The sequence below is a fragment of the Burkholderia sp. 8Y genome, from assembly GCF_902506145.1.
Lineage (GTDB): Bacteria > Pseudomonadota > Gammaproteobacteria > Burkholderiales > Burkholderiaceae > Caballeronia.
Genome location: NZ_LR733520.1, coordinates 1,562,527 through 1,582,761, shown reverse-complemented (window position 1 = coordinate 1,582,761; position 20,235 = coordinate 1,562,527). Strand labels below are relative to the sequence as shown.

At 64.3% G+C, this 20,235-nt stretch carries 17 protein-coding genes; 16 read left to right on the top strand and 1 reads right to left on the bottom strand.

Features of this window, described 5'->3' with window-relative positions; all coding sequences use genetic code 11:
- The first annotated feature begins 21 nt into the window (after nt 1–21).
- The 14 genes from ispG (at nt 22) to GV035_RS17840 (ending at nt 16,357) form a co-directional block, all read left to right on the top strand.
- Entirely contained in the window at nt 22–1,338 is a 1,317-nt protein-coding gene (gene ispG / locus GV035_RS17905; protein ID WP_159836343.1) for a flavodoxin-dependent (E)-4-hydroxy-3-methylbut-2-enyl-diphosphate synthase, read from the top strand.
- Between the two features lie 6 nt (nt 1,339–1,344).
- Nucleotides 1,345–2,694 (top strand): histidine--tRNA ligase, encoded by a 1,350-nt coding sequence (gene hisS, locus GV035_RS17900; protein ID WP_159836342.1) that lies wholly within the window; start codon nt 1,345–1,347, stop codon nt 2,692–2,694.
- Nucleotides 2,695–2,824: 130 nt separating this feature from the next.
- Nucleotides 2,825–3,454, top strand: a complete 630-nt coding sequence (locus GV035_RS17895) for a tetratricopeptide repeat protein (RefSeq protein WP_159836341.1) — start codon at nt 2,825–2,827, stop codon at nt 3,452–3,454.
- A gap of 139 nt (nt 3,455–3,593) precedes the next feature.
- Nucleotides 3,594–4,736 (top strand): outer membrane protein assembly factor BamB, encoded by a 1,143-nt coding sequence (bamB, locus tag GV035_RS17890; protein WP_159838035.1) that lies wholly within the window; start codon nt 3,594–3,596, stop codon nt 4,734–4,736.
- A gap of 361 nt (nt 4,737–5,097) precedes the next feature.
- Complete coding sequence (gene der / locus GV035_RS17885) at nt 5,098–6,438, top strand: ribosome biogenesis GTPase Der (RefSeq protein ID WP_159836340.1); 1,341 nt, start codon at nt 5,098–5,100, stop codon at nt 6,436–6,438.
- Nucleotides 6,439–6,587: 149 nt separating this feature from the next.
- A complete protein-coding gene (gene hfq / locus GV035_RS17880; protein ID WP_008349383.1) occupies nt 6,588–6,824 on the top strand; it encodes an RNA chaperone Hfq in 237 nt (78 codons plus the stop codon).
- A gap of 71 nt (nt 6,825–6,895) precedes the next feature.
- The gene (gene hflX / locus GV035_RS17875) at nt 6,896–8,173 is read left to right on the top strand and encodes a GTPase HflX (RefSeq protein WP_159836339.1); all 1,278 of its coding nucleotides are present in this window, start codon (nt 6,896–6,898) and stop codon (nt 8,171–8,173) included.
- 56 nt (nt 8,174–8,229) lie between these two features.
- On the top strand, nt 8,230–9,627 hold the full coding sequence (gene hflK / locus GV035_RS17870; protein WP_159836338.1) for an FtsH protease activity modulator HflK: 1,398 nt from the start codon (nt 8,230–8,232) through the stop codon (nt 9,625–9,627).
- 12 nt (nt 9,628–9,639) lie between these two features.
- Nucleotides 9,640–10,539 (top strand): protease modulator HflC, encoded by a 900-nt coding sequence (gene hflC, locus GV035_RS17865; protein ID WP_159836337.1) that lies wholly within the window; start codon nt 9,640–9,642, stop codon nt 10,537–10,539.
- A 54-nt stretch (nt 10,540–10,593) separates the two neighbouring features.
- A complete protein-coding gene (locus tag GV035_RS17860; protein ID WP_159836336.1) occupies nt 10,594–10,779 on the top strand; it encodes a DUF2065 domain-containing protein in 186 nt (61 codons plus the stop codon).
- Nucleotides 10,780–10,866: 87 nt separating this feature from the next.
- Nucleotides 10,867–12,039 carry an ATP phosphoribosyltransferase regulatory subunit gene (locus tag GV035_RS17855; RefSeq protein ID WP_159836335.1) on the top strand — a complete coding sequence of 391 codons (1,173 nt, stop codon included), beginning with the start codon at nt 10,867–10,869 and terminating at the stop codon, nt 12,037–12,039.
- A 129-nt stretch (nt 12,040–12,168) separates the two neighbouring features.
- Nucleotides 12,169–13,515, top strand: coding sequence for an adenylosuccinate synthase (locus GV035_RS17850; RefSeq protein ID WP_159836334.1), 1,347 nt, complete (start codon nt 12,169–12,171; stop codon nt 13,513–13,515).
- A gap of 104 nt (nt 13,516–13,619) precedes the next feature.
- Complete coding sequence (locus GV035_RS17845) at nt 13,620–14,180, top strand: phosphoribosyltransferase (protein ID WP_159836333.1); 561 nt, start codon at nt 13,620–13,622, stop codon at nt 14,178–14,180.
- A 284-nt stretch (nt 14,181–14,464) separates the two neighbouring features.
- Nucleotides 14,465–16,357: a potassium transporter Kup gene (locus tag GV035_RS17840; protein WP_159836332.1), complete on the top strand. Its 1,893-nt coding sequence runs from the start codon at nt 14,465–14,467 to the stop codon at nt 16,355–16,357.
- An 86-nt stretch (nt 16,358–16,443) separates the two neighbouring features.
- On the opposite strand, the gene GV035_RS17835 is transcribed toward GV035_RS17840, so the two are convergent.
- Nucleotides 16,444–18,786 (bottom strand): Tex family protein, encoded by a 2,343-nt coding sequence (locus tag GV035_RS17835; RefSeq protein ID WP_159838033.1) that lies wholly within the window; start codon nt 18,784–18,786, stop codon nt 16,444–16,446.
- Nucleotides 18,787–19,011: 225 nt separating this feature from the next.
- On the opposite strand from GV035_RS17835, the gene GV035_RS17830 reads away from it, so the two are divergent.
- Both GV035_RS17830 and GV035_RS17825 read left to right on the top strand, forming a co-directional pair.
- Entirely contained in the window at nt 19,012–19,866 is an 855-nt protein-coding gene (locus GV035_RS17830) for a colicin transporter (RefSeq protein ID WP_236572654.1), read from the top strand.
- A gap of 55 nt (nt 19,867–19,921) precedes the next feature.
- Nucleotides 19,922–20,143, top strand: coding sequence for a DUF465 domain-containing protein (locus GV035_RS17825; protein WP_201303996.1), 222 nt, complete (start codon nt 19,922–19,924; stop codon nt 20,141–20,143).
- The last annotated feature ends 92 nt before the right edge of the window (nt 20,144–20,235 follow it).

Below are 20,235 nucleotides of genomic sequence, written 5' to 3'. Positions count from 1 at the left end.
CGGTTGCCAAAGGGTTTTTCGATGCAATCCGAAGCTCAATCCCTGATCAGCAGCAAGATCTGTTCGGCCGAACCGGTTTTCGGCGGTCCGTTGCCGCGTCGTTCGTCGCATGCGGTGGACGTGCGCTGGGGCGGCCAGCTCGTGACCATCGGCGGCGACGCGCCCGTTCGCGTCCAGTCGATGACCAATACCGACACCGCCGACGCCATCGGCACCGCGATCCAGATCAAGGAACTCGCCCAAGCCGGGTCCGAACTCGTGCGTATCACGGTGAACACGCCGGAAGCGGCGGCGGCCGTGCCGCATATCCGCGAGCAGCTCGACCGCATGGGCGTGAGCGTGCCGCTCGTCGGCGATTTCCATTACAACGGCCACTTGCTGCTGCGCGATCATCCCGCGTGCGCCGAGGCGCTGTCGAAATATCGGATCAACCCAGGCAACGTCGGGCAGGGCGCCAAGCGCGACACGCAGTTCGCGCAGATGATCGAAGCGGCTATCCAATACGACAAACCGGTGCGTATCGGCGTGAACTGGGGCAGCCTCGATCAGGACCTGCTCGCGCGCATGATGGACGAAAACGCCGCGCGCACGACGCCCTGGGAATTGCAAAGCGTGATGTACGAGGCGCTGATCCAGTCGGCGATCGGCTCGGCGGAGCGCGCCGTGGAACTGGGGCTCGGTCGCGACAAGATCATCCTGTCGTGCAAGGTGAGCGGCGTGCAGGACCTCATCGCGGTTTATCGTGAGCTGGCTAAACGCTGCAGCTTCGCGCTGCACCTCGGCCTGACCGAGGCGGGCATGGGCTCGAAGGGCATCGTCGCGTCCACGGCGGCGCTGTCGGTGCTGCTGCAGGAAGGCATCGGCGACACCATTCGCATTTCGCTCACTCCCGAGCCGGGCGGCGCGCGCACGGGCGAAGTCGTCGTCGGACAAGAGATTCTGCAGACCATGGGCTTGCGCTCGTTCACGCCGATGGTCATTGCGTGCCCCGGCTGCGGCCGCACGACGAGCACGCTGTTTCAGGAACTGGCCTCGCAGATCCAGACGTATCTGCGCAGTTCGATGCCGCTCTGGCGCGACCAGTATCCCGGCGTCGAGAAGATGCACGTCGCCGTCATGGGCTGCATCGTCAACGGGCCGGGCGAGTCGAAGCACGCGAACATCGGCATCAGCCTGCCGGGTTCGGGCGAAAACCCCGCCGCGCCGGTGTTCATCGACGGCGCGAAGGTGAAGACGCTGCGCGGCGAGCGTATCGCCGAGGAATTCCAGCAAATCGTTAGCGACTATGTCGAACGCACTTACGGCAAGCGCGTCGAAACGTCCGCGGCATCCAACTAAACACAGATGACTGAACAGAAGAAACGGCTCGCGAAGCTGACGGGCGTGAAGGGCATGAACGACATCCTCCCGCAGGATGCCGCGTTGTGGGACTTCTTCGAAACCACCGTGAAGTCGATGCTGCGCGCATACGGCTATCAGAATATCCGCACGCCGATCGTCGAGCACACGCAGCTTTTCACGCGCGGCATCGGCGAAGTGACCGATATCGTCGAGAAGGAAATGTACAGCTTCACCGACGCGCTGAACGGCGAGCATCTCACGATGCGCCCCGAGAACACGGCGGCCGTCGTGCGCGCGACGATCGAGCACAACCTGCTGTACGACGGCCCGAAGCGCCTGTGGTACATCGGGCCGATGTTCCGCCATGAGCGTCCGCAGCGCGGGCGCTATCGCCAGTTTCATCAGGTGGGCGTCGAGGCGCTCGGTTTCGCGGGTCCGGACACGGACGCCGAAATCATCATGATGTGTCAGCGCCTGTGGGACGACCTCGGGCTGACGGGCATTCGCCTCGAACTGAACTCGCTCGGTCAGGCAGACGAGCGCGCGGCGCATCGCGAAAAGCTGATCGCGTATTTGGAACAGCACGTCGATGCCCTCGACGAGGAAGCGAAGCGCCGTCTCTACACGAACCCGCTGCGCGTGCTCGACACGAAAAACCCGGCGATGCAGGAGATCGCGCAGAACGCGCCGAAGCTCGTCGATTTTCTCGGCGAAGAATCGCGCCGGCACTTCGAAGGCGTGCAGCGGCTGCTGAAGGCGAACAACATTCCGTTCACGATCAATCCGCGTCTCGTGCGCGGACTGGATTACTACAATCTCACTGTGTTCGAATGGGTGACCGACAAGCTCGGCGCGCAGGGCACGGTGGCCGGCGGCGGGCGCTACGATCCGCTCATCGAGCAACTCGGCGGCAAGCCGACCGCCGCGTGCGGCTGGGCGATGGGCGTCGAGCGCATTCTCGAACTGCTGAAGGAAGAGAATCTGGTGCCGGAAGCCGAGGGCACCGACGTCTACGTCGTGCATCAGGGCGAGCAGGCGGCGCAGCAGGCGTTCATCGTTGCCGAGCGTCTGCGCGACACGGGGCTCGACGTCATTCTGCATTGCAGCCCCGATGGCGCGTCGGCGAGCTTCAAGTCGCAGATGAAGAAGGCGGATGCGAGCGGCGCGGCGTTCGCCGTCGTTCTCGGTGAGGACGAACTCGCGCAGGGGCTGATCGGCGTGAAGCCGCTGCGCCGCTCGGGCAACGAAACGTCCGATGCGCAAAAGAACGAGCAGGTCAACGTTCCGGCGGAAGACTTGACCGAATACCTAATCAATGCGATGGTTGCAACCGCCGCCGACGAGGATGCCTAATAGATAGGCATCGAATGGCGTGAATGCCGTGCGCATCGGGCGCCGATCGAGTACAAGCACGTGCAAACCCGTTCCGCCATCGCGACACGCGAACGAAGAGCAATGAAACGCAGGAAGGAATAGCTGGACGATGAGTTACCACGACGAACAAGAATCGCTGGAAAGTGTCAAGGCCTGGTGGGCCAAATGGGGTAACGCCACGACGTGGATCGTGCTCGTGGCGCTCGTCGTCGCGGCCGCTTTCAACGGCTGGAATTACTGGCAGCGCCGTCAGGCTGCCGAGGCATCCGTGCTGTACGACCAGCTTCAACAGGCGGTCAACGGCAACGATCAAAAGCTCGTCGCGCGGGTCGCATCGGACATGGAAGACAAGTTCGGCCGCACCGCGTATGCCGAGATGTCCGCGCTGGCGGCCGCGAAGTCGCTGTACATGGCAGGCGATACGGCGGGCGCGAAAGCGCAGTTGCAGTGGGCCGTCGATCACGCGAAGGACGACGAGTACAAGCAGATCGCCAAGCTGCGCCTCGCCCTCGTGCTCTCCGACGAGAAGAACTACGACGCCGGCCTGAAGCTGCTCGCCGACGCGCCGCTCGATGCGTTCAAGGGCGTGATCGCCGACCGCCGTGGCGATCTGCTCGCCGCCCAAGGCAAGCGCGACGATGCGCGCACCGCCTACAAGACGGCGCTCGAGACACTGCCGGCGAACGACACATCCGCGCGGCAACTGGTCCAGTTCAAGCTCGATGCGCTCGGCGGCTGATCCGCATCGCTCTCGACGTTCGGCGCGCCGTTAGCGCCGAAGCCGTTTCGCCAATCAAGCCGCCGTGCCGCGCGTCGCCCGCAAGCGATCCGCGGCCGCGCCGGTCAACCGAATTCACCCATTCATGCTGCGTCCACCGATGATTCAATTGAAACGCTACGCCGTGCCGTTCGCCTGCGCGCTGACCGTGCTTCTGGCCGCCTGTTCGTCGACGAAGGACGAGCGCCGCGTGCCGACACCGCTCGTCGAGTTCAAGCCGGTGCTCAACGTCAACCAGGCGTGGAAGGCCAGCGTCGGCAAGGCCGGCCGCTATCTGTTCTCGCCTGTCGCCGTGGGCGACGCCGTGTACGCGGCGGGCGAAAATGGCACGGTCGCGAAGATCGATGCCAAGACCGGCCAGGATGTCTGGCGCACGAAGCTGAAGGACGACCTGTCGGCGGGCGTCGGCAGCGACGGCAATCTGACCGCGGTCGGCGGGCTGAAGGGCGCGGTCTACGTGCTCGGACCCGACGGCAAGCAATTGTGGACGGCCACCGCGCCGGGCGAAATCATTTCGCCGCCGCTCGTCGGCAACGATCTCGTGATCGTACGCACGATCGATGGCAAGGTCGTCGCGTTCAATGCGCAGACGGGCGAACAGAAATGGACCTTCCAGTTGCGCGCCGTGCCGCTGAACCTTCGCGTGGCCGCCGGCATGACGTTCGCTGGCAACCAGGCGGTGCTCGCGGGCTTCCCGGGCGGCAACTTCGCTGCGATCAACCTGCAAACGGGCGATGCCTACTGGCAAGCGCCGGTGTCGTATCCGAAGGGCGTGACGGAAGTCGAGCGCATCAACGACGTGACGGGCGCGCCCGGCCTCGTCGGCGCGCAGACCTGCGCGGTCACGTTCCAAGGCAAGATCGGCTGCTTCGACGCGAATTCGGGCCGTCCGGTATGGGAAAAGAATTTCTCGAGCGACAGCGGCTTGGCGCAAGACGAGCAGATCGTCGCGGCGGGCGACGACTGGTCGGTCGTGAATGCCTTCCGCGCCGCCGACGGCACGTCCGTCTGGAAGAACGACAAGCTCAAGAATCGCCAGGTCAGCGTGCCGTTCATCCTCGGCCGCGCGGTTGTCGTGGGCGATTACAAAGGCTTCGTCCATTTCCTGAGCGCGGACAACGGCGAACTCGTGGGCCGCGCGCCGACCGACGGCAGCGAGATCACCGCGGCGCCGGTGCTGGCGGGCAATACGCTCGTCGTGCTAACGCACGACGGCGGGCTCTACGGCTTCCGTCCGCAGTAAGTCACAGCATGGCGCTTTGTCTCGCCCGAGGCGAAGCGCCGCAGAAAGCCGCGCTGGCGGGTTCGTCCGCGCGGCATGCAGGAAGCGGAGCGCGTCCACCGTGCGCGCCCGGCAACACTGCCTGATACGCAGGGCGTGACAAAACAAAGCGCGTCGCGCGGTGACGCGGCGCGAGAATAGCCCTGGCACTGGCAGAACAACGGCGCACGACGCCGACGCTCGATCTCCACGCGCTCTCGCGTGGCGCGAGCCGAATCCATGCTAATTTTCGACAAGCGCAGCCATTGCGCGGCGTATGCGGGACCGACGTTCCCACCGCACGTTTCGCGTTCGCCTTGCGTTCAACCGTGAACAACATCTGATGAAACCCGTGATTGCCCTTGTCGGGCGCCCCAATGTGGGGAAATCGACTCTCTTCAACCGGCTGACGCGCTCTCGCGATGCGCTCGTCGCCGATCTGCCCGGCCTCACGCGCGACCGCCACTACGGCGAAGGCCGCGTCGGCGGCGAGCGGCCGTATCTCGTCGTGGACACGGGCGGCTTCGAGCCGGTCGCCAAGGACGGCATCCTGCACGAGATGGCGCGTCAGACGCGGCAGGCCGTGGAAGAAGCGGACATCGTCGTGTTTATCGTCGATGGGCGCAACGGGCTCGCGCCGCAGGACAAGTCGATCGCCGACTACCTGCGCAAGACCGGCCGGCCGCTCTTTCTCGTCGTGAACAAGGCCGAGGGCATGAAGTACACGGCGGTCGCGTCGGACTTCTACGAACTGGGACTCGGCGATCCGCGTGCCATCTCTGCCGCGCACGGCGACGGCGTGACCGAGATGATCAACGAGGCGCTCGACATCGCCTACGCCGATCAGCCGGAGGAAAGCGAGGAGGAGAAGGCGCAGCATGGCGTGAAGATCGCCATCGTCGGGAGACCGAACGTCGGCAAGTCCACGCTCGTGAATACGCTCATCGGCGAAGAGCGCGTGATCGCGTTCGACATGCCGGGCACCACGCGCGATTCGATCTATGTTGATTTCGAGCGCCAAGGCCGCAAATACACGCTGATCGACACGGCCGGCCTGCGCCGCCGCGGCAAGGTGTTCGAGGCCATCGAAAAATTCTCGGTCGTGAAGACGCTGCAGTCAATCTCGGACGCCAACGTCGTGATCCTGCTGCTCGACGCGCAGCAGGATATTTCGGACCAGGACGCGCACATCGCGGGTTTCGTTGTCGAACAGGGACGCGCGCTCGTGGTGGGCGTGAACAAGTGGGACGGTTTGGACTCGCATGTGCGGGAGCGCACGAAGGCCGATCTCACGCGCAAGCTCAAGTTTTTGGACTTTGCTAAATTCCACTACGTCTCGGCGCTGGAGAAAACCGGCATCGGCGCGCTGATGAAGTCGGTCGACGACGCCTACGCCGCTGCGATGGCCAAGCTGCCGACACCGAAGCTCACGCGCGCGCTGATCGAAGCGGTCGAGTTCCAGCAGCCGCGCCGCCGCGGGCCTGTCCGGCCGAAGCTTCGCTATGCGCACCAGGGCGGTCAGAATCCGCCGATCATCGTGGTGCATGGCAACGCGCTCGATGCGGTCACCGATACCTATAAACGGTATCTGGAAGGGCGCTTCCGCGAAACTTTTGGACTGGCCGGCACTCCATTGCGCATAGAGTTCCGCTCGACCAAGAACCCTTATGCGGACAAGGACTGAGAGCCGCTTCAGGCAAGCGTTGCGGCCCGGTTGGCCGGGTGGCCGATCTCTTGCCGAAACGAAAATCGGCTATAGTGTAGCGATTGTCGGCGGATCTCTTTTTCTTCGTCCACAATACTTCTAACCTGCAAAAAAATACGGAGTTTGCTATGAGCAACAAAGGGCAATTGTTACAAGACCCGTTTTTGAACGCACTGCGCAAAGAGCATGTGCCGGTGTCGATTTACTTGGTCAACGGCATCAAGCTTCAAGGGAACATCGAATCGTTCGACCAGTACGTCGTGTTGCTCAGAAATACGGTCACCCAGATGGTCTATAAGCACGCCATTTCCACGGTGGTGCCGGCCCGTCCGGTGAACTTCCATCCGGACGCCGAACCGTCCTAAACCTCGTCGCGGCCGGCGGCAAGATCGCAATAAATGCGACTCGCCGGTCGCTTCAAAACCAATACATCAATTTGATCAACGCAGCGCTCGTCGGCATAGACTTCGGCAAAATCGATTTCGAAGCCAGTCTCGAAGAACTCAGTCTGCTCGCAGAAAGTGCGGGCGCCCATCCCGCCGTCACGCTCACCGGGCGCAGGTCCAGTCCGGACGCCAAGATGTTCATCGGCAGCGGAAAGGTCGAAGAATTGCGCCTTTCCTGCGAAGCGAACGACGTCGAACTCGTCATTTTTAATCATGCGCTCGCACCGGCGCAGCAGCGCAATCTGGAAATGGCGCTGAACCGCCGCGTGGTGGATCGCACGAGTCTCATCCTCGACATTTTCGCGCAACGCGCCCGCAGCCACGAAGGCAAACTGCAGGTCGAACTGGCCCAGTTGCAGTATCTGTCGACGCGGCTCATTCGCGCGTGGACCCACCTCGAACGGCAAAAGGGCGGCATCGGCTTGCGCGGTCCCGGCGAAACGCAGCTCGAAACCGACCGCCGCTTGATCGGCGAGCGCATCAAGGCGCTCAAGGCGCGTCTCACCAAACTGCGCCGCCAGCACGGCACGCAGCGGCGGCAGCGCACGCGCAATCGCACGCTGTCAGTGTCGCTCGTCGGTTACACGAACGCCGGCAAATCGACGCTCTTCAACGCGCTGACCAAGGCGCAGGCGTATGCGGCCAACCAGCTGTTCGCCACGCTCGACACCACGTCGCGCCGCGTGTTTCTGGGCGAAGAGGCGGGGCAGGTGGTCGTGTCCGACACCGTCGGCTTTATCCGCGAGCTGCCGCACCAACTGGTCGCCGCGTTTCGCGCGACGCTGGAAGAAACCGTGCACGCTGATCTGCTGCTGCATGTCGTGGATGCGTCGAGCCCCGTGCGCCTCGATCAGATCGATCAGGTGAACGAGGTATTGCGCAGCATCGGCGCAGAGTCCATTCGCCAGGTTCTCGTCTTCAACAAGATCGACGCAGTCCCCGAACTCTCGGCCCGCGGCGAGGCGGTTGAAAGGGACGAGTATGGTAATATTTCGCGCGTCTTTTTGAGCGCGCGCACCGGTCAGGGACTCGACGCGCTGCGCGCCGCCATCGCCGAAATCGCTGCGGCCGATGAAGGCGAACCCGAAGAAAGCTTGCCCAGCGTGCTCGCCGAAACACAACCGCCGGCGGAACCCTCGGATGCGCCGGAAGCCACGCAATCCGCGCAGACCGGGCCGAACGGGACACACGACGCCAACGCGCAGCCGGAAGACCACCGGCCAGCCGAACAACGTGACGGCCACAAGGTTCCCGAGCACGGACACTGAACTGCTCCGCAATACCGACGCAGCATCGAACCGGCTGTCTAATGGTGAATCACCGAGTGAACGATTACAACGAGCGGACTAACCGGCAGCGCACGCATGCCGTCTTTTCGATGAACGATCCGCGCTGGGGGCGGGGCGACGGCAATGGTGTAAAGAACGACGCGAAGCGTCCGCAGGACGGCAAGCGCGGCAACGGCAAGGAAGAAGGCCCGCCCGACCTCGACGAGATGTGGCGCGAATTCAACCGCCGTATCGCGGGCATCTTCGGCCGCAAGCCGGGCGGCGGCATGCCGCGCGACAACGGGCGGGGCACGAAGATCGGGCTCGGCATCGTGATCGGCGTGTTGATCGCCATTTATCTGGGCAGCGGCGTGTTCGTGGTGCAGGACGGCCACGTCGGCGTGGTATCGCAGTTCGGCCAGTATCGGCAGACGGTGCCGCAGGGCATCCACTGGCGCCTGCCGTATCCGTTCCAGTCGCACGATATCGTCGATACCTCGCAGATACGGTCGGTGGAGATCGGACGCGGCGTCGCGCTCGCGCAGGGCAACGTGCGCGACGCATCGCTGCTCACGAACGACGCCGACATCCTCGACGTGCGCTTCGCCGTGCAGTATCAGATCAAGTCGCCGACCGACTTCCTCTTCCGCAATCTCGATCCCGACCAGAGCGTGAGCGAAGCTGCGCAGGCCGCGGTCCGGGAGATCGCCGGCGCATCGGCGACGGACGACCTGCTGTATAAGGACCGCGACACGTTGCGGGCGCGGCTTGCCGAGGCCATCCAGCACTCGCTCGATGCGTACCGCACCGGCTTGCAGGTCACGGGCGTCACGGTGCAGAGCGTGCAGGTGCCGACACAGGTGCAGGCCGCGTTCGAAGAAGCGTCGCGCGTGCGGCAGGATAACGAGCGCGCCCGCGATACCGCCGAAGCCTACGCGAATCAGCTGCTGCCGCGCGCGAAGGCCGACGCGGCGAAGATGGTCGACGAAGCCACCGCCTACAGCAATCGCGAAGTCACGCAGGCACAGGGTGACGCCGAACGGTTCAAGCAGGTCTACGCCGAATACTCGAAGGCGCCCGCCGTCATTCGCCAACGCATGTACCTGGACACGATGCAGCAGATCTACTCCCGCACCACGAAAGTCTTCGTGGACAGCAAGGCCGGCAACAACGTGGTGTATCTGCCGCTCGACAAACTGGTCGAAGCGAACCGTCAACAGGCGAAGGACGCCGCAACCAACACGGCGAACACGGCCGACACCGCGTCGGCGAGTGCGCCCGCTGCCGCGAATGCCGAAGTGCGCGCGCCGAGCGCGACGGCTGCTTCAGCCGCCGCAACGCCGGCGAGCGCGGCAGCAGGCGCGAGCGCGCCAAACGCCGCGAGCGGCACAGGCGATCCGCTGCGCTCGCGCGATGCGTTCCGCTCGCGCAGCCGTCAAGACGACTTGCAGTAAGGAGCGCCAAACATGAATCGAATCATTGCGCTCGTCGTGGCCGTCGTGGTCGTGCTGTTCGTCGGCTCGTCGATGGTCTTTACCGTCGACGAACGGCATGCGGGCGTCGTTGCCGCGCATGGCGACAGCAATCCGCGTCTCGATGGCCCGGGCCTGCACTTCAAGCTGCCGCCGCCATTCCAGACGCTGACGCTCATCGACACGCGCACGCTCACCATCGACGAAGGCGGAGCGGACCGCTTCACCACGTCCGACAAGAATGAAGTGCTCGTGAACACGGTCATCAAATACCGCGTCGCCGATCCGCTGAAGCTTTTCGTGAGCAACGAGAAGAACACGCAGAGCGCGCAGGAACGTCTCGCCGCGCTGAGCCGAACCGCGCTCGCGAGCGCGTTCGCGAATCGCACGCTCACGGATGCGCTCGGCAAGCAGCAAACGCTCGAAACCGAGGCGCAAAAGGCCGTGGAACGCGCGGCGTCGGCATTCGGCGTGCAACTGGTCGATCTGCAAATGACGCGCGTCGACTTTCCGTCGGCGGTGGCGGATTCGGTCTACAAGCGCATGATCGCGGCGCGCCAGCAGGCAGCCGCGAGCGAGCGCGCGAAGGGCACGGCGGACGCCGACAAGATCAAGGCCGACGCGGAGCGCGAGCAGCAGCAGATTCTCGCCGACGCCTACAGCCAGGCGCAGTCCATCAAGGGCGAAGGAGACAGCAAGGCGGCAGCCATCGCCGCCGATGCCTATGGACGCGACCCGCAGTTCTATCAGTTCTACCAGAGCCTCGAAGCGTACAAGAAGACGTTCAAGCCGGGCGACGTGATCGTGGTCGACCCGAGCAGCGATTTCTTCCGCTTCATGAAGAGCCCGAACGGCGGCGCGGACACGTCCGCCTCCGCCGCGCCGAGGCGCTGACCGCACCCGCGCCGCGCGACTCGATCGTCGCGCGGCGCTCATCCTCCGTAGACAATGGTCGAGACGATACTGCTCGCTCTTGCGTTGATGCTGATCATCGAAGGCATGTTTCCCTTCGTCTTTCCGACGGCCTGGCGCGACACGTTCCGCCGCATCGCCGAGCGGCCGCCGCATCACATCCGCATCGGCGGGTTGATCGCGATGGCGCTGGGGCTGATCCTGCTGCTGATCGCAACCTAGCCGCGAAGCCGCCTCGTTTCGCCTATCTTTGTTCTTATCCTCCCATGCGCCGCCGCTCGCGCGTCGCGCCCCGCAGGAAACGTATCGATGTCCACCTGGCTCCTTCCCGAGAATATCGCCGACGTCTTGCCGTCGGAAGCGCGCAAGATCGAAGAATTGCGCCGCCGCCTGCTCGACCGTTTCCGCTCGTACGGCTACGAGCTCGTCATGCCGCCGATGCTCGAATATCTCGAATCGCTGCTGACGAGCGGCGGCAGTGACCTCGATCTGCGCACGTTCAAGCTCGTCGATCAGCTCTCCGGGCGCACGCTGGGCCTGCGCGCGGACATCACGCCGCAGGTCTCGCGCATCGACGCGCACTTGCTGAACCGGCAGGGCGTGACGCGCCTGTGTTATGCCGGCGTCGTGCTGCATACGCGTCCGCGCGGCCTGCATGCGACGCGCGAGCAGATTCAGATCGGCGCGGAAATCTTTGGTCACGCCGGCCTCGAAGCCGATCTCGAAATTCAGCAACTGATGCTCGATTCGCTGCATCTCGCGGGTCTGACGAAAGTGCGGCTCGATCTGTGCCACGCGGGCGTGCTGGCGGCGCTCCTGGATCTCGAGCCGGCGGCGGCATCGCTCGGCGAGGCGCTTTACGACGCGCTCGCAGCTAAAGACGTGCCGCGCCTGAACGAACTGACGGCGCATCTCGGTCACGTGCCGCGCGAGGCGCTGCGCGCGTTGCCGTCGCTGTACGGCGACGCGTCCGTGCTGCAGGCGGCGCGCGCCCGCTTGCCGAATCTGCCGGTCATCGCGCGCGCGCTCGACGATCTCGCGTTTCTCGCGGCTCAGGCCAATGGCGCGGAGCTGATGATCGATCTCGCCGACCTGCGCGGCTACGCGTATCACAGCGGCGTGATGTTCTCGGCATACGTCGATGGCGTGCCGAACGCGGTGGCGCGCGGCGGCCGCTACGACGACGTGGGTCTTGCCTACGGCCGGGCGCGTCCCGCAACCGGCTTCTCGCTCGATCTGCGCGAAGTGGCACGCATCTCGCCCGTGGATGCGCGCGGCAGCGCGATCCTCGCGCCGTGGAAGCACGACGAACCGCTGCGCGCGGCAGTAGCGGCCTTGCGCGATGCCGGAGAAGTCGTCATTCAGGCGCTGCCGGGCCACGATCACGACCTCGACGAATTCGCGTTCGACCGCGTGCTCATCGAGCGCGACGGCCGCTGGACGGTGGAAGAGCGCGTGACGCCGGCGCGCGCAGGCATTTGATCGGCAAGGACTTTTGCGAAGGCGCGCGGCTGCGCGCCGACGTGACGGAATCGCGAAACGGGTCCCGAAAAATTCGGAACGCGCCGCGAACATAGGTAAAATACGTTTTTAACCAGCTAACGAATCAACATGTCTGCCAGCGCAGTGAATGTGAACCCAGGGCGCAATGTCGTCGTGGTGGGCACCCAGTGGGGTGATGAGGGCAAGGGCAAGATCGTCGACTGGCTGACGGACCACGCCCAGGGCGTCGTGCGCTTCCAGGGCGGTCACAACGCCGGGCACACGCTCATCATCGGCGGCAAGAAAACCATTCTGCGCCTCATCCCGTCGGGCATCATGCGCGCCGGCACGGCCTGTTACATCGGCAATGGCGTCGTGTTGTCGCCCGAGGCGCTCTTCAAGGAAATCGACGAACTGGAAACGGCGGGCATCGACGTTTCGAAGCGTCTTTTCATTTCCGAAGCCGCCACGCTGGTTCTGCCGTATCACGTCGCCATCGACCAGGCGCGCGAAGCGAAGCGCGGCGCCGGCAAGATCGGCACGACCGGCCGCGGCATCGGCCCGGCGTATGAAGACAAGGTCGCGCGTCGCGGCCTGCGCGTGCAGGATCTTTTCGATGCACCGCTCTTCGCCGAACGTCTCGCCGAAGTGCTCGACTTTCACAACTTCGTGCTGACGCAGTATCTCGGCGCGAAGGCGGTCGATTTTCAGGAAACGCTCGACACGATGCTCGGCTTCGCCGACCGTCTGGCGCCCATGGTCACGGACGTCTCCCGCCGTCTCTACGACGAAAACCACGCTGGCCGCAATCTGCTGTTCGAAGGCGCGCAAGGCACGCTGCTCGATATCGACCACGGCACGTATCCGTACGTCACGTCGAGCAACTGCGTCGCGGGCGCGGCGACGGCTGGCGCGGGCGTCGGACCGCAAAAGCTCAACTACATTCTCGGCATCACGAAGGCGTATTGCACGCGCGTCGGTTCGGGCCCGTTTCCGAGCGAACTGTACGATGCGGACAACGCAGAGCGTCAGGACCAGGTGGGCCTGAACCTCGCGACCGTCGGCAAGGAATTCGGGTCGGTCACCGGCCGCCCGCGCCGCACCGGCTGGCTGGACGCCGCCGCGCTGCGCCGTTCCATCCAGATCAACGGCATTTCGGGCTTGTGCATGACCAAGCTCGACGTGCTCGACGGCCTCGAAGAAGTGAAGCTGTGCGTCGGCTACACGCTCGACGGCAAGCCGGTCGATATCCTGCCGCGCGGCGCCTCGGAAGTGGCGCGCTGCGAGCCGGTCTACGAGACCTTCGGCGGCTGGAAGGAAAGCACCATCGGCATCACGCAATGGGACAGCCTGCCGGAGAATGCGCGCGCTTATCTCACGCGCGTGCAGGAAGTGGCCGGCGTGCCGATCGACATGGTGTCGACCGGTCCGGACCGCGACGAAACCATCTTGCTTCGTCATCCGTTCAAGGTCTGAGCGCCACCGAGCCTCGGCCTGAACCGGACGCTGTAAAGAATGTGGCCGCTTCATGCGGCCACATTTCGTATATAACCGCAGTATGCAATCGAAAGAGCCTCACCATGATCGCGATGACCGACCCGCGTAACGACGACAAGAATCTCTGGGTCAACTGGGACGAATATCACCGGTTGATCGAACTGCTCGCGCTGACCGTGCACGACTCCGGATGGAAGTTCGACAAGATCCTGTGTCTCGCGCGCGGCGGCCTGCGCGTGGGCGACCAGCTTTCGCGCATCTATGACCTGCCGCTCGCCATTCTCGCGACGAGTTCGTATCGCGAAGCCGCAGGCACGCAGCAGGGCGATCTCGACATCGCGCAGTACATCACCATGACGCGCGGCGAGTTGTCGGGCAACGTGCTGCTCGTCGACGATCTGGTCGATTCGGGCGTCACGCTCGCGCGCGTGCAGGATCACCTGAAGGAGCGTTATCCGGCAATCACGGCCGTGCGTTCGGCGGTGCTGTGGTACAAGGCGTGCTCGAAGGTGAAGCCCGACTACCACGTTCAGTTTCTCGAAACGAATCCGTGGATTCATCAGCCGTTCGAGGAATGGGATACCGTGCGTCCGCACAACCTCGGCGCGTGGATCAAGCGAGGCATGCAAAACGGCCGCGCGTAAGCCAACGCCGCTTTGTTTCTACGATACACGCCGTTGCGCCCGGGCTTTCGCCCGCCGCAACGGCGTTTTGCGTTTCAGGCCGCTTTCATTGTGACGCGCGCATCAAGCCACTCGAAGGAAGCATGAAAGCACGCACGGCGCGCCGACGCGTGCTGAGCGCGATGCTAAACTTCCAGTCGCGTCTCTCGTGGCGCATGAGCAACATGCGAGAGGCCGTTTTTGCGTGCGGCGTTAGATAGAATGGCGTTCGGTTTTTCTCCGCCCTGGACGGATATCTCGCTTTTATGACTACCCTGACTCACGCGCAAGAGCGCAAACAGCCTTTGCCTTCGCTTGCGCTCGCGGCCATCGGCGTCGTCTTCGGCGACATCGGCACGAGTCCTCTCTACGCGCTGAAGGAAGCCTTCAGCCCCTCGCACGGCATCGGTCTCTCCGAAGCCTCCATCCTCGGCGTCATCTCCCTGCTGTTCTGGGCCATCGTGATGGTGGTCGCCATCAAATACGTGCTTTTCGTGATGCGTGCCGACAACAACGGCGAAGGCGGCGTGTTCGCGATGATGACGCTCGCGCTACGGAGCGTCAAAGATCCCGGCCGCCTCTCCGGCGTGCTCATGATGCTCGGCATCTTCGGCGCGTGCATGTTTTATGGCGATGCGGTGATCACGCCGGCCATGTCGGTCATTTCGGCGGTCGAGGGTCTGGAGATCGCCGCGCCCAAGCTGTCGCCGTACGTGATTCCCATCACGATGGTCATCCTTGTCATGCTGTTCTGGATTCAGCGGCACGGCACCGCAGTCGTCGGCAAGCTGTTCGGGCCGATCATGCTGCTATGGTTCCTGACGCTCGCCGTGCTGGGCGCGTATCACATCGCGCTCACGCCGGGCGTGCTGATCGCGCTGAATCCGTACTACGCGGTTTCCTTCATGGCCGAGCATGTGCTGCAAGCGTATATCGTGCTCGGCTCGGTGGTGCTGGTGCTGACGGGCGCCGAGGCGCTCTACGCCGACATGGGGCACTTCGGCGCCAAGCCCATCCGCTGCGGATGGTATGCCATCGTGATGCCGTCGCTCTTGCTCAACTACTTCGGGCAGGGCGCGCTCCTGATGCACTCGCCGAAGGCCATCGAAAGTCCGTTCTTCCTGCTCGCGCCGGAATGGGCGCTGCTGCCGCTCGTCATCCTTTCAACGATCGCCACCGTCATCGCCTCGCAAGCCGTCATTTCGGGCGCGTACTCGCTTACCAGCCAGGCCATTCAGCTCGGCTACGTGCCGCGCATGAAGATCCTGCATACGTCGGAACTGGCCATCGGGCAGATCTACATTCCGCTCGTCAACTGGATGCTGCTCTTCATCATTCTGTGCATCGTCGTCGGCTTCAAGAGTTCGGAGAATCTGGCGGCCGCTTATGGCCTCGCAGTGACCGCGACGATGCTCGTGACCACGATTCTCCTGTCCGTCGTCATGACGAACCTATGGGGCTGGAACCGCTTTCTCGTCGGCGGGATGATCGCCGTGTTCCTCGTGATCGACATCGGCTTCTTCGGCGCGAGCCTGTTGAAGATCGAGCAGGGCGGCTGGCTGCCGCTGTGCATCGGCGGGGCGCTCTTCTTCCTGCTGATGACCTGGTACAAGGGCCGCATGATCGTGAAGGACCGCACCGCCGCCGACGGTATCCCGCTGATGCCGTTCCTGCAGGGCTTGCTCGCGCATCCGCCGCATCGCGTGTCGGGCACGGCCATCTATCTGACGGGCAGCGATTCGCTCGTGCCGGTGAGCCTGCTGCACAACCTGAAGCACAACAAGGTGCTGCATGAACGCACGATTTTCCTCAACTTTCTCACGCGCGATATTCCCTACGTGGACGACGCGCATCGGCTGGAGGTGAAGGACATCAGCGGCGGGCTCTTCCTGGTGAAGGCCGCCTACGGCTTCAACGAAACGCCGGACGTGAAAGCCGTGCTCGAGCAGATCACGCGCACGCACGCGATGACCTTCGAGTTGATGGACACCTCGTTCTTCATGGCGCGCGAAACCGTGGTGCCGACGGAACTGCCGGGCATGTCGGTGTGGCGCGAACGCGTGTTCGCGTGGATGCATCAGAACGCCGCGAAGCCTACCGATTTCTTCAGCATTCCGGCGAACCGCGTCGTCGAACTCGGGACCAAGATCGAAATCTGAGCGCGCCCGAACGTGCCTGAGAGCGCCGCGCATAAAAAAACCCACGCCGTGAATGAAGCGTGGGTTTTTTCTTGCGGCTAGCGGAACTAGCGTTTGAGTTTCGCAAATGCCGCAGCCATGGCGCCTGCCGCTTCCGGCTCGCGGCGCTGGTTCGAACGCGCGTCGCGTCCGCCGCCGCCCGCACGCCGATCTTGCCCGCCGCGCGCCGGCGAACCCGCGTTCCCCGTCGATGCCGGCGCGAAGTCGTCGTCGAGGCGCATGGTCAGCGAAATCCGCTGGCGCTTGACGTCCGTTTCCAGCACCTTGACCTTCACCACCTGACCGGCTTTCACGACTTCGTGCGGGTCCTTGATGAACTTGGTCGACATGGCCGACACGTGGACGAGGCCGTCCTGATGCACGCCGATATCGACGAACGCGCCGAACGCCGCGACGTTCGTCACCACGCCTTCGAGCACCATGCCCGGCGCGAGATCCGAAATCTTTTCGATACCTTCGCGGAATGTCGCAGTCTTGAACTCGGGGCGCGGATCGCGGCCCGGCTTCTCCAGCTCCACGAGAATGTCGCGCACGGTCGGCAGACCGAAGCGATCGTCGACGAACTCGGCCGGCGACAGCCCCGCGAGCGCCTCGCGCTTGCCGAGCACATCGCCGACATGCTTGTTGATCTTCGCGAGAATGCGCTGAACCACCGGATACGCCTCCGGGTGCACCGACGAGCGGTCGAGCGGATTCTCGCCGTTGTTGATGCGCAAAAAGCCCGCCGCCTGCTCGAACGTCTTGTCGCCGAGACGCGGCACTCGGCGCAGATGCTCGCGCGAGGGGAACGGTCCGTTCGCGTCGCGATAGTCGACGATATTGCGCGCGAGCGTCGCGTTCAGGCCCGACACGCGGGCGAGCAGGGCGACGGACGCGGTGTTCGCATCGACGCCGACCGCATTCACGCAGTCTTCGACGACGGCATCGAGCGATCGCGCTAGTTCGCGTTGATTCACGTCATGCTGATACTGGCCGACGCCGATGGCCTTCGGCTCGATCTTCACGAGTTCCGCGAGCGGGTCTTGCAGCCGCCGCGCGATCGACACCGCGCCGCGCAGCGACACGTCCAGCTCGGGGAATTCCTTCGCCGCGAGTTCGGACGCCGAATACACGGACGCGCCCGCTTCCGACACCACGATCTTTTGCAGCTTCAGGTCCGGGTGTTTCGCGATGAGCTCGCTCGCGAGCTTGTCGGTTTCACGCGACGCCGTGCCGTTGCCGATGGAAATAAGCTCGGCCTTCGTCTCGCGCGCGATCCGCGCGAGCTTCGCAAGCGAGCCGTCCCAGTCGCGGCGGGGTTCGTGCGGGTAGATCGTATCGGTGGCGAGGAGCTTGCCGGTGCGATCGACGACCGCCACCTTCACGCCGGTGCGCAACCCCGGATCGAGACCGATCACGGCCTTCGGACCCGCGGGCGCGGCCAGCAGCAAGTCTTTCAGATTGCGCGCGAACACGCGGATCGCTTCGTGTTCGGCTTCTTCGCGCAGTTGCGTGAGCAGTTCGTTTTCGATATGCGGCTGCACCTTCACGCGCCAGCACCAGCGGCAGACATCGGAGAGCCACTTGTCGGCCGCGCGGTTGCGATTCGCGATCCCGACGTGTTGCGCGATCATCGCTTCACACGGATGCGGCACTTGTGTATCGAGTTCTTCGCCCAGCCCCAATTTCACCGACAGCACGCCCGCATTGCGGCCGCGAAAGAGCGCGAGCGCGCGATGCGACGGCACGGTACGCACGGTCTCGCTGTAGTCGTAGTAGTCGCGGAATTTCTCGCCTTCTTCGCCTTCCTTGCCGTCCACCACCCGCGACATCACGAGCCCCTGATTGAACAGATAGTCGCGCAGCTTCCCCAGGATTTCGGCGGTTTCTCCGAATTGCTCCGAGAGAATGTCCCGCGCGCCGTCGAGCGCGGCCTTGGTGTCCGCGACGCCTTTCTCGGCATCCACGAACTTGGCGGCTTCGGTGTGCGGATCGAGCGTGGGATCCGCGAGCAGCGCCTGAGCGAGCGGTTCGAGCCCGGCTTCGCGCGCGATCTGGGCGCGCGTGCGGCGCTTGGGCTTATACGGCAGATAGAGGTCTTCGAGCACCTGCTTGCTGTCGGCGCCTTCGATCGCGCCGCGCAGTTCGTCGCTCAGCTTGCCTTGCTCGTCGATGCTCTGCAGAATCGCCGCGCGCCGGTCCTCCAGTTCGCGCAGATAGAAGAGGCGCTCTTCGAGCGTGCGCAGTTGCGTGTCGTCGAGATTGCCGGTGACTTCCTTGCGATACCGGGCGATGAACGGGACAGTCGAGCCTTCGTCGAGAAGCTGCACGGCGGCGGCGACCTGGCGCGGCTGCACGGTGAGCTCGGTGGCAATGCGCTGTACGATCTTGAGTGCTACGGTTTCCGTCATGATTGCGCTGTCTGCTGGCTCGTCGTGCGCGGTGGCGAAGGAGCCGTGCGCGCCGTGCGTGAGCGGGCGGCGCGGACGTGTCACCGGGCGCTGCGACGAGTGATGGGCCGGGTTACTGAGCGGGGCATTTTGCCATAAATGCCGGAGGGCTCCGGCGCGCGGTGATAGAATTTCGGGACCGCGCAAGCCCGTTTTCCACCTTCGCGCACCTGATTCCTTATCACGTTGCCGTTCATCAATTTGCTCAACTTTCGCCTTACGAAGCTCGCGCCGATGGCGGTGGCCGCATCGTCGATATGCGCGCTCGCCGCCGTCTTGCCGCAGCATGCGAACGCTCAGACGCCGAGGCCCATCGACCCGACGGCCGCGGTGAGCACGCAGCCGCTCGATGCGTCTCAAAGCACGTCGGGCAACGCCGACAGCAACGCGGACGCCGCCGCGCGAGCCGGCTACGAGCGGCGCCAGAAGGTGCTCGACCAACGCACGTCGGAGAACGACTACCGCTACGGCGTGAAGCAGCACGACTGCTACAGCAAGTTCTTCGTGAACCATTGTCTCGACAATGCGCGCACGGAAATGCGCGAGACGCGCCAGCAAATCCGGCAGGAGCAGCTCGCACTGAACGACGAACAACGCGCCGAACGCGTGCAGGAGCGCGACCGGCAGACGGCGCTCAAGCAGGCGCAATACGACGCCGAAGCGCCGCAACGCGCGGCCAACGAACGCGCGAACCAGCAGGCGTACGAAGACAAGCAGCGCCAGAACGCGCTCGCCGCCGCGCAACGCAACGCGGAAGCGCCGCAGCGCGCGGCGAACCAGAAGGCGTTCGACCAGAAGCAGGCGGACTACCAGAAGAAACTGGACGACGCCCGCGCGCGCGGCGTGCAGGACGCGCAGGAGCGCGAGCAGAAGGCGCAGCGATTCGAACAGAAGCAGCAGGAAGCCGCGCAGCATCGCGCGGAAGTCGAGGCGCGTCAGAAGGAAGCCGCCCGCAAGCAGCAGGAAAAAGCACAGCAGGCGCAGCAGGACCAGTTGAAGCAACAGCAACAGCAACAGCAACAACAGCAGCAAGGCAAGTAGCGCCGCGTCGGCGCGACCACCGGGCCGGGCGCGTGTCCCGGGAAAGGAGGCGAGCATGCAGCAACGCTTGAACGCACCCCGACACACCGCCGTGGATGCCGGCATGATCCGCGACCGGATCGCGCAGTTGCAGGACGAGCATCGCGGTCTGGACACGCTCATCGACAAACTGTCCGGCATCGACGACCTCGAGCTGCGGCGCTTGAAGAAGCGCAAGCTCAAGGTGAAAGACACCATACTCCTGCTGCAATTGCAGCTGGACACGGACCCGCACTAGAGCCGCCCGCCGCGCGGCGCGGAAAAAACCGCCGGCGCACCAGGCGCCAGCGCGCGTGGCGCTTGGCACGAAACCCGCAGCATTCGCAGGAT

What these genes read in the sequence shown, in the direction of transcription:
- ispG (WP_159836343.1), top strand. Translation starts at nt 22, where the DNA reads ATGCAATCCGAAGCTCAATCCCTGATCAGCAGCAAGATCTGTTCGGCC.
- hisS (WP_159836342.1), top strand. Translation starts at nt 1,345, where the DNA reads ATGACTGAACAGAAGAAACGGCTCGCGAAGCTGACGGGCGTGAAGGGC.
- GV035_RS17895 (WP_159836341.1), top strand. Translation starts at nt 2,825, where the DNA reads ATGAGTTACCACGACGAACAAGAATCGCTGGAAAGTGTCAAGGCCTGG.
- bamB (WP_159838035.1), top strand. Translation starts at nt 3,594, where the DNA reads ATGATTCAATTGAAACGCTACGCCGTGCCGTTCGCCTGCGCGCTGACC.
- der (WP_159836340.1), top strand. Translation starts at nt 5,098, where the DNA reads ATGAAACCCGTGATTGCCCTTGTCGGGCGCCCCAATGTGGGGAAATCG.
- hfq (WP_008349383.1), top strand. Translation starts at nt 6,588, where the DNA reads ATGAGCAACAAAGGGCAATTGTTACAAGACCCGTTTTTGAACGCACTG.
- hflC (WP_159836337.1), top strand. Translation starts at nt 9,640, where the DNA reads ATGAATCGAATCATTGCGCTCGTCGTGGCCGTCGTGGTCGTGCTGTTC.
- GV035_RS17860 (WP_159836336.1), top strand. Translation starts at nt 10,594, where the DNA reads ATGGTCGAGACGATACTGCTCGCTCTTGCGTTGATGCTGATCATCGAA.
- GV035_RS17855 (WP_159836335.1), top strand. Translation starts at nt 10,867, where the DNA reads ATGTCCACCTGGCTCCTTCCCGAGAATATCGCCGACGTCTTGCCGTCG.
- GV035_RS17850 (WP_159836334.1), top strand. Translation starts at nt 12,169, where the DNA reads ATGTCTGCCAGCGCAGTGAATGTGAACCCAGGGCGCAATGTCGTCGTG.
- GV035_RS17845 (WP_159836333.1), top strand. Translation starts at nt 13,620, where the DNA reads ATGATCGCGATGACCGACCCGCGTAACGACGACAAGAATCTCTGGGTC.
- GV035_RS17840 (WP_159836332.1), top strand. Translation starts at nt 14,465, where the DNA reads ATGACTACCCTGACTCACGCGCAAGAGCGCAAACAGCCTTTGCCTTCG.
- GV035_RS17835 (WP_159838033.1), bottom strand. Translation starts at nt 18,786, where the DNA reads ATGACGGAAACCGTAGCACTCAAGATCGTACAGCGCATTGCCACCGAG.
- GV035_RS17825 (WP_201303996.1), top strand. Translation starts at nt 19,922, where the DNA reads ATGCAGCAACGCTTGAACGCACCCCGACACACCGCCGTGGATGCCGGC.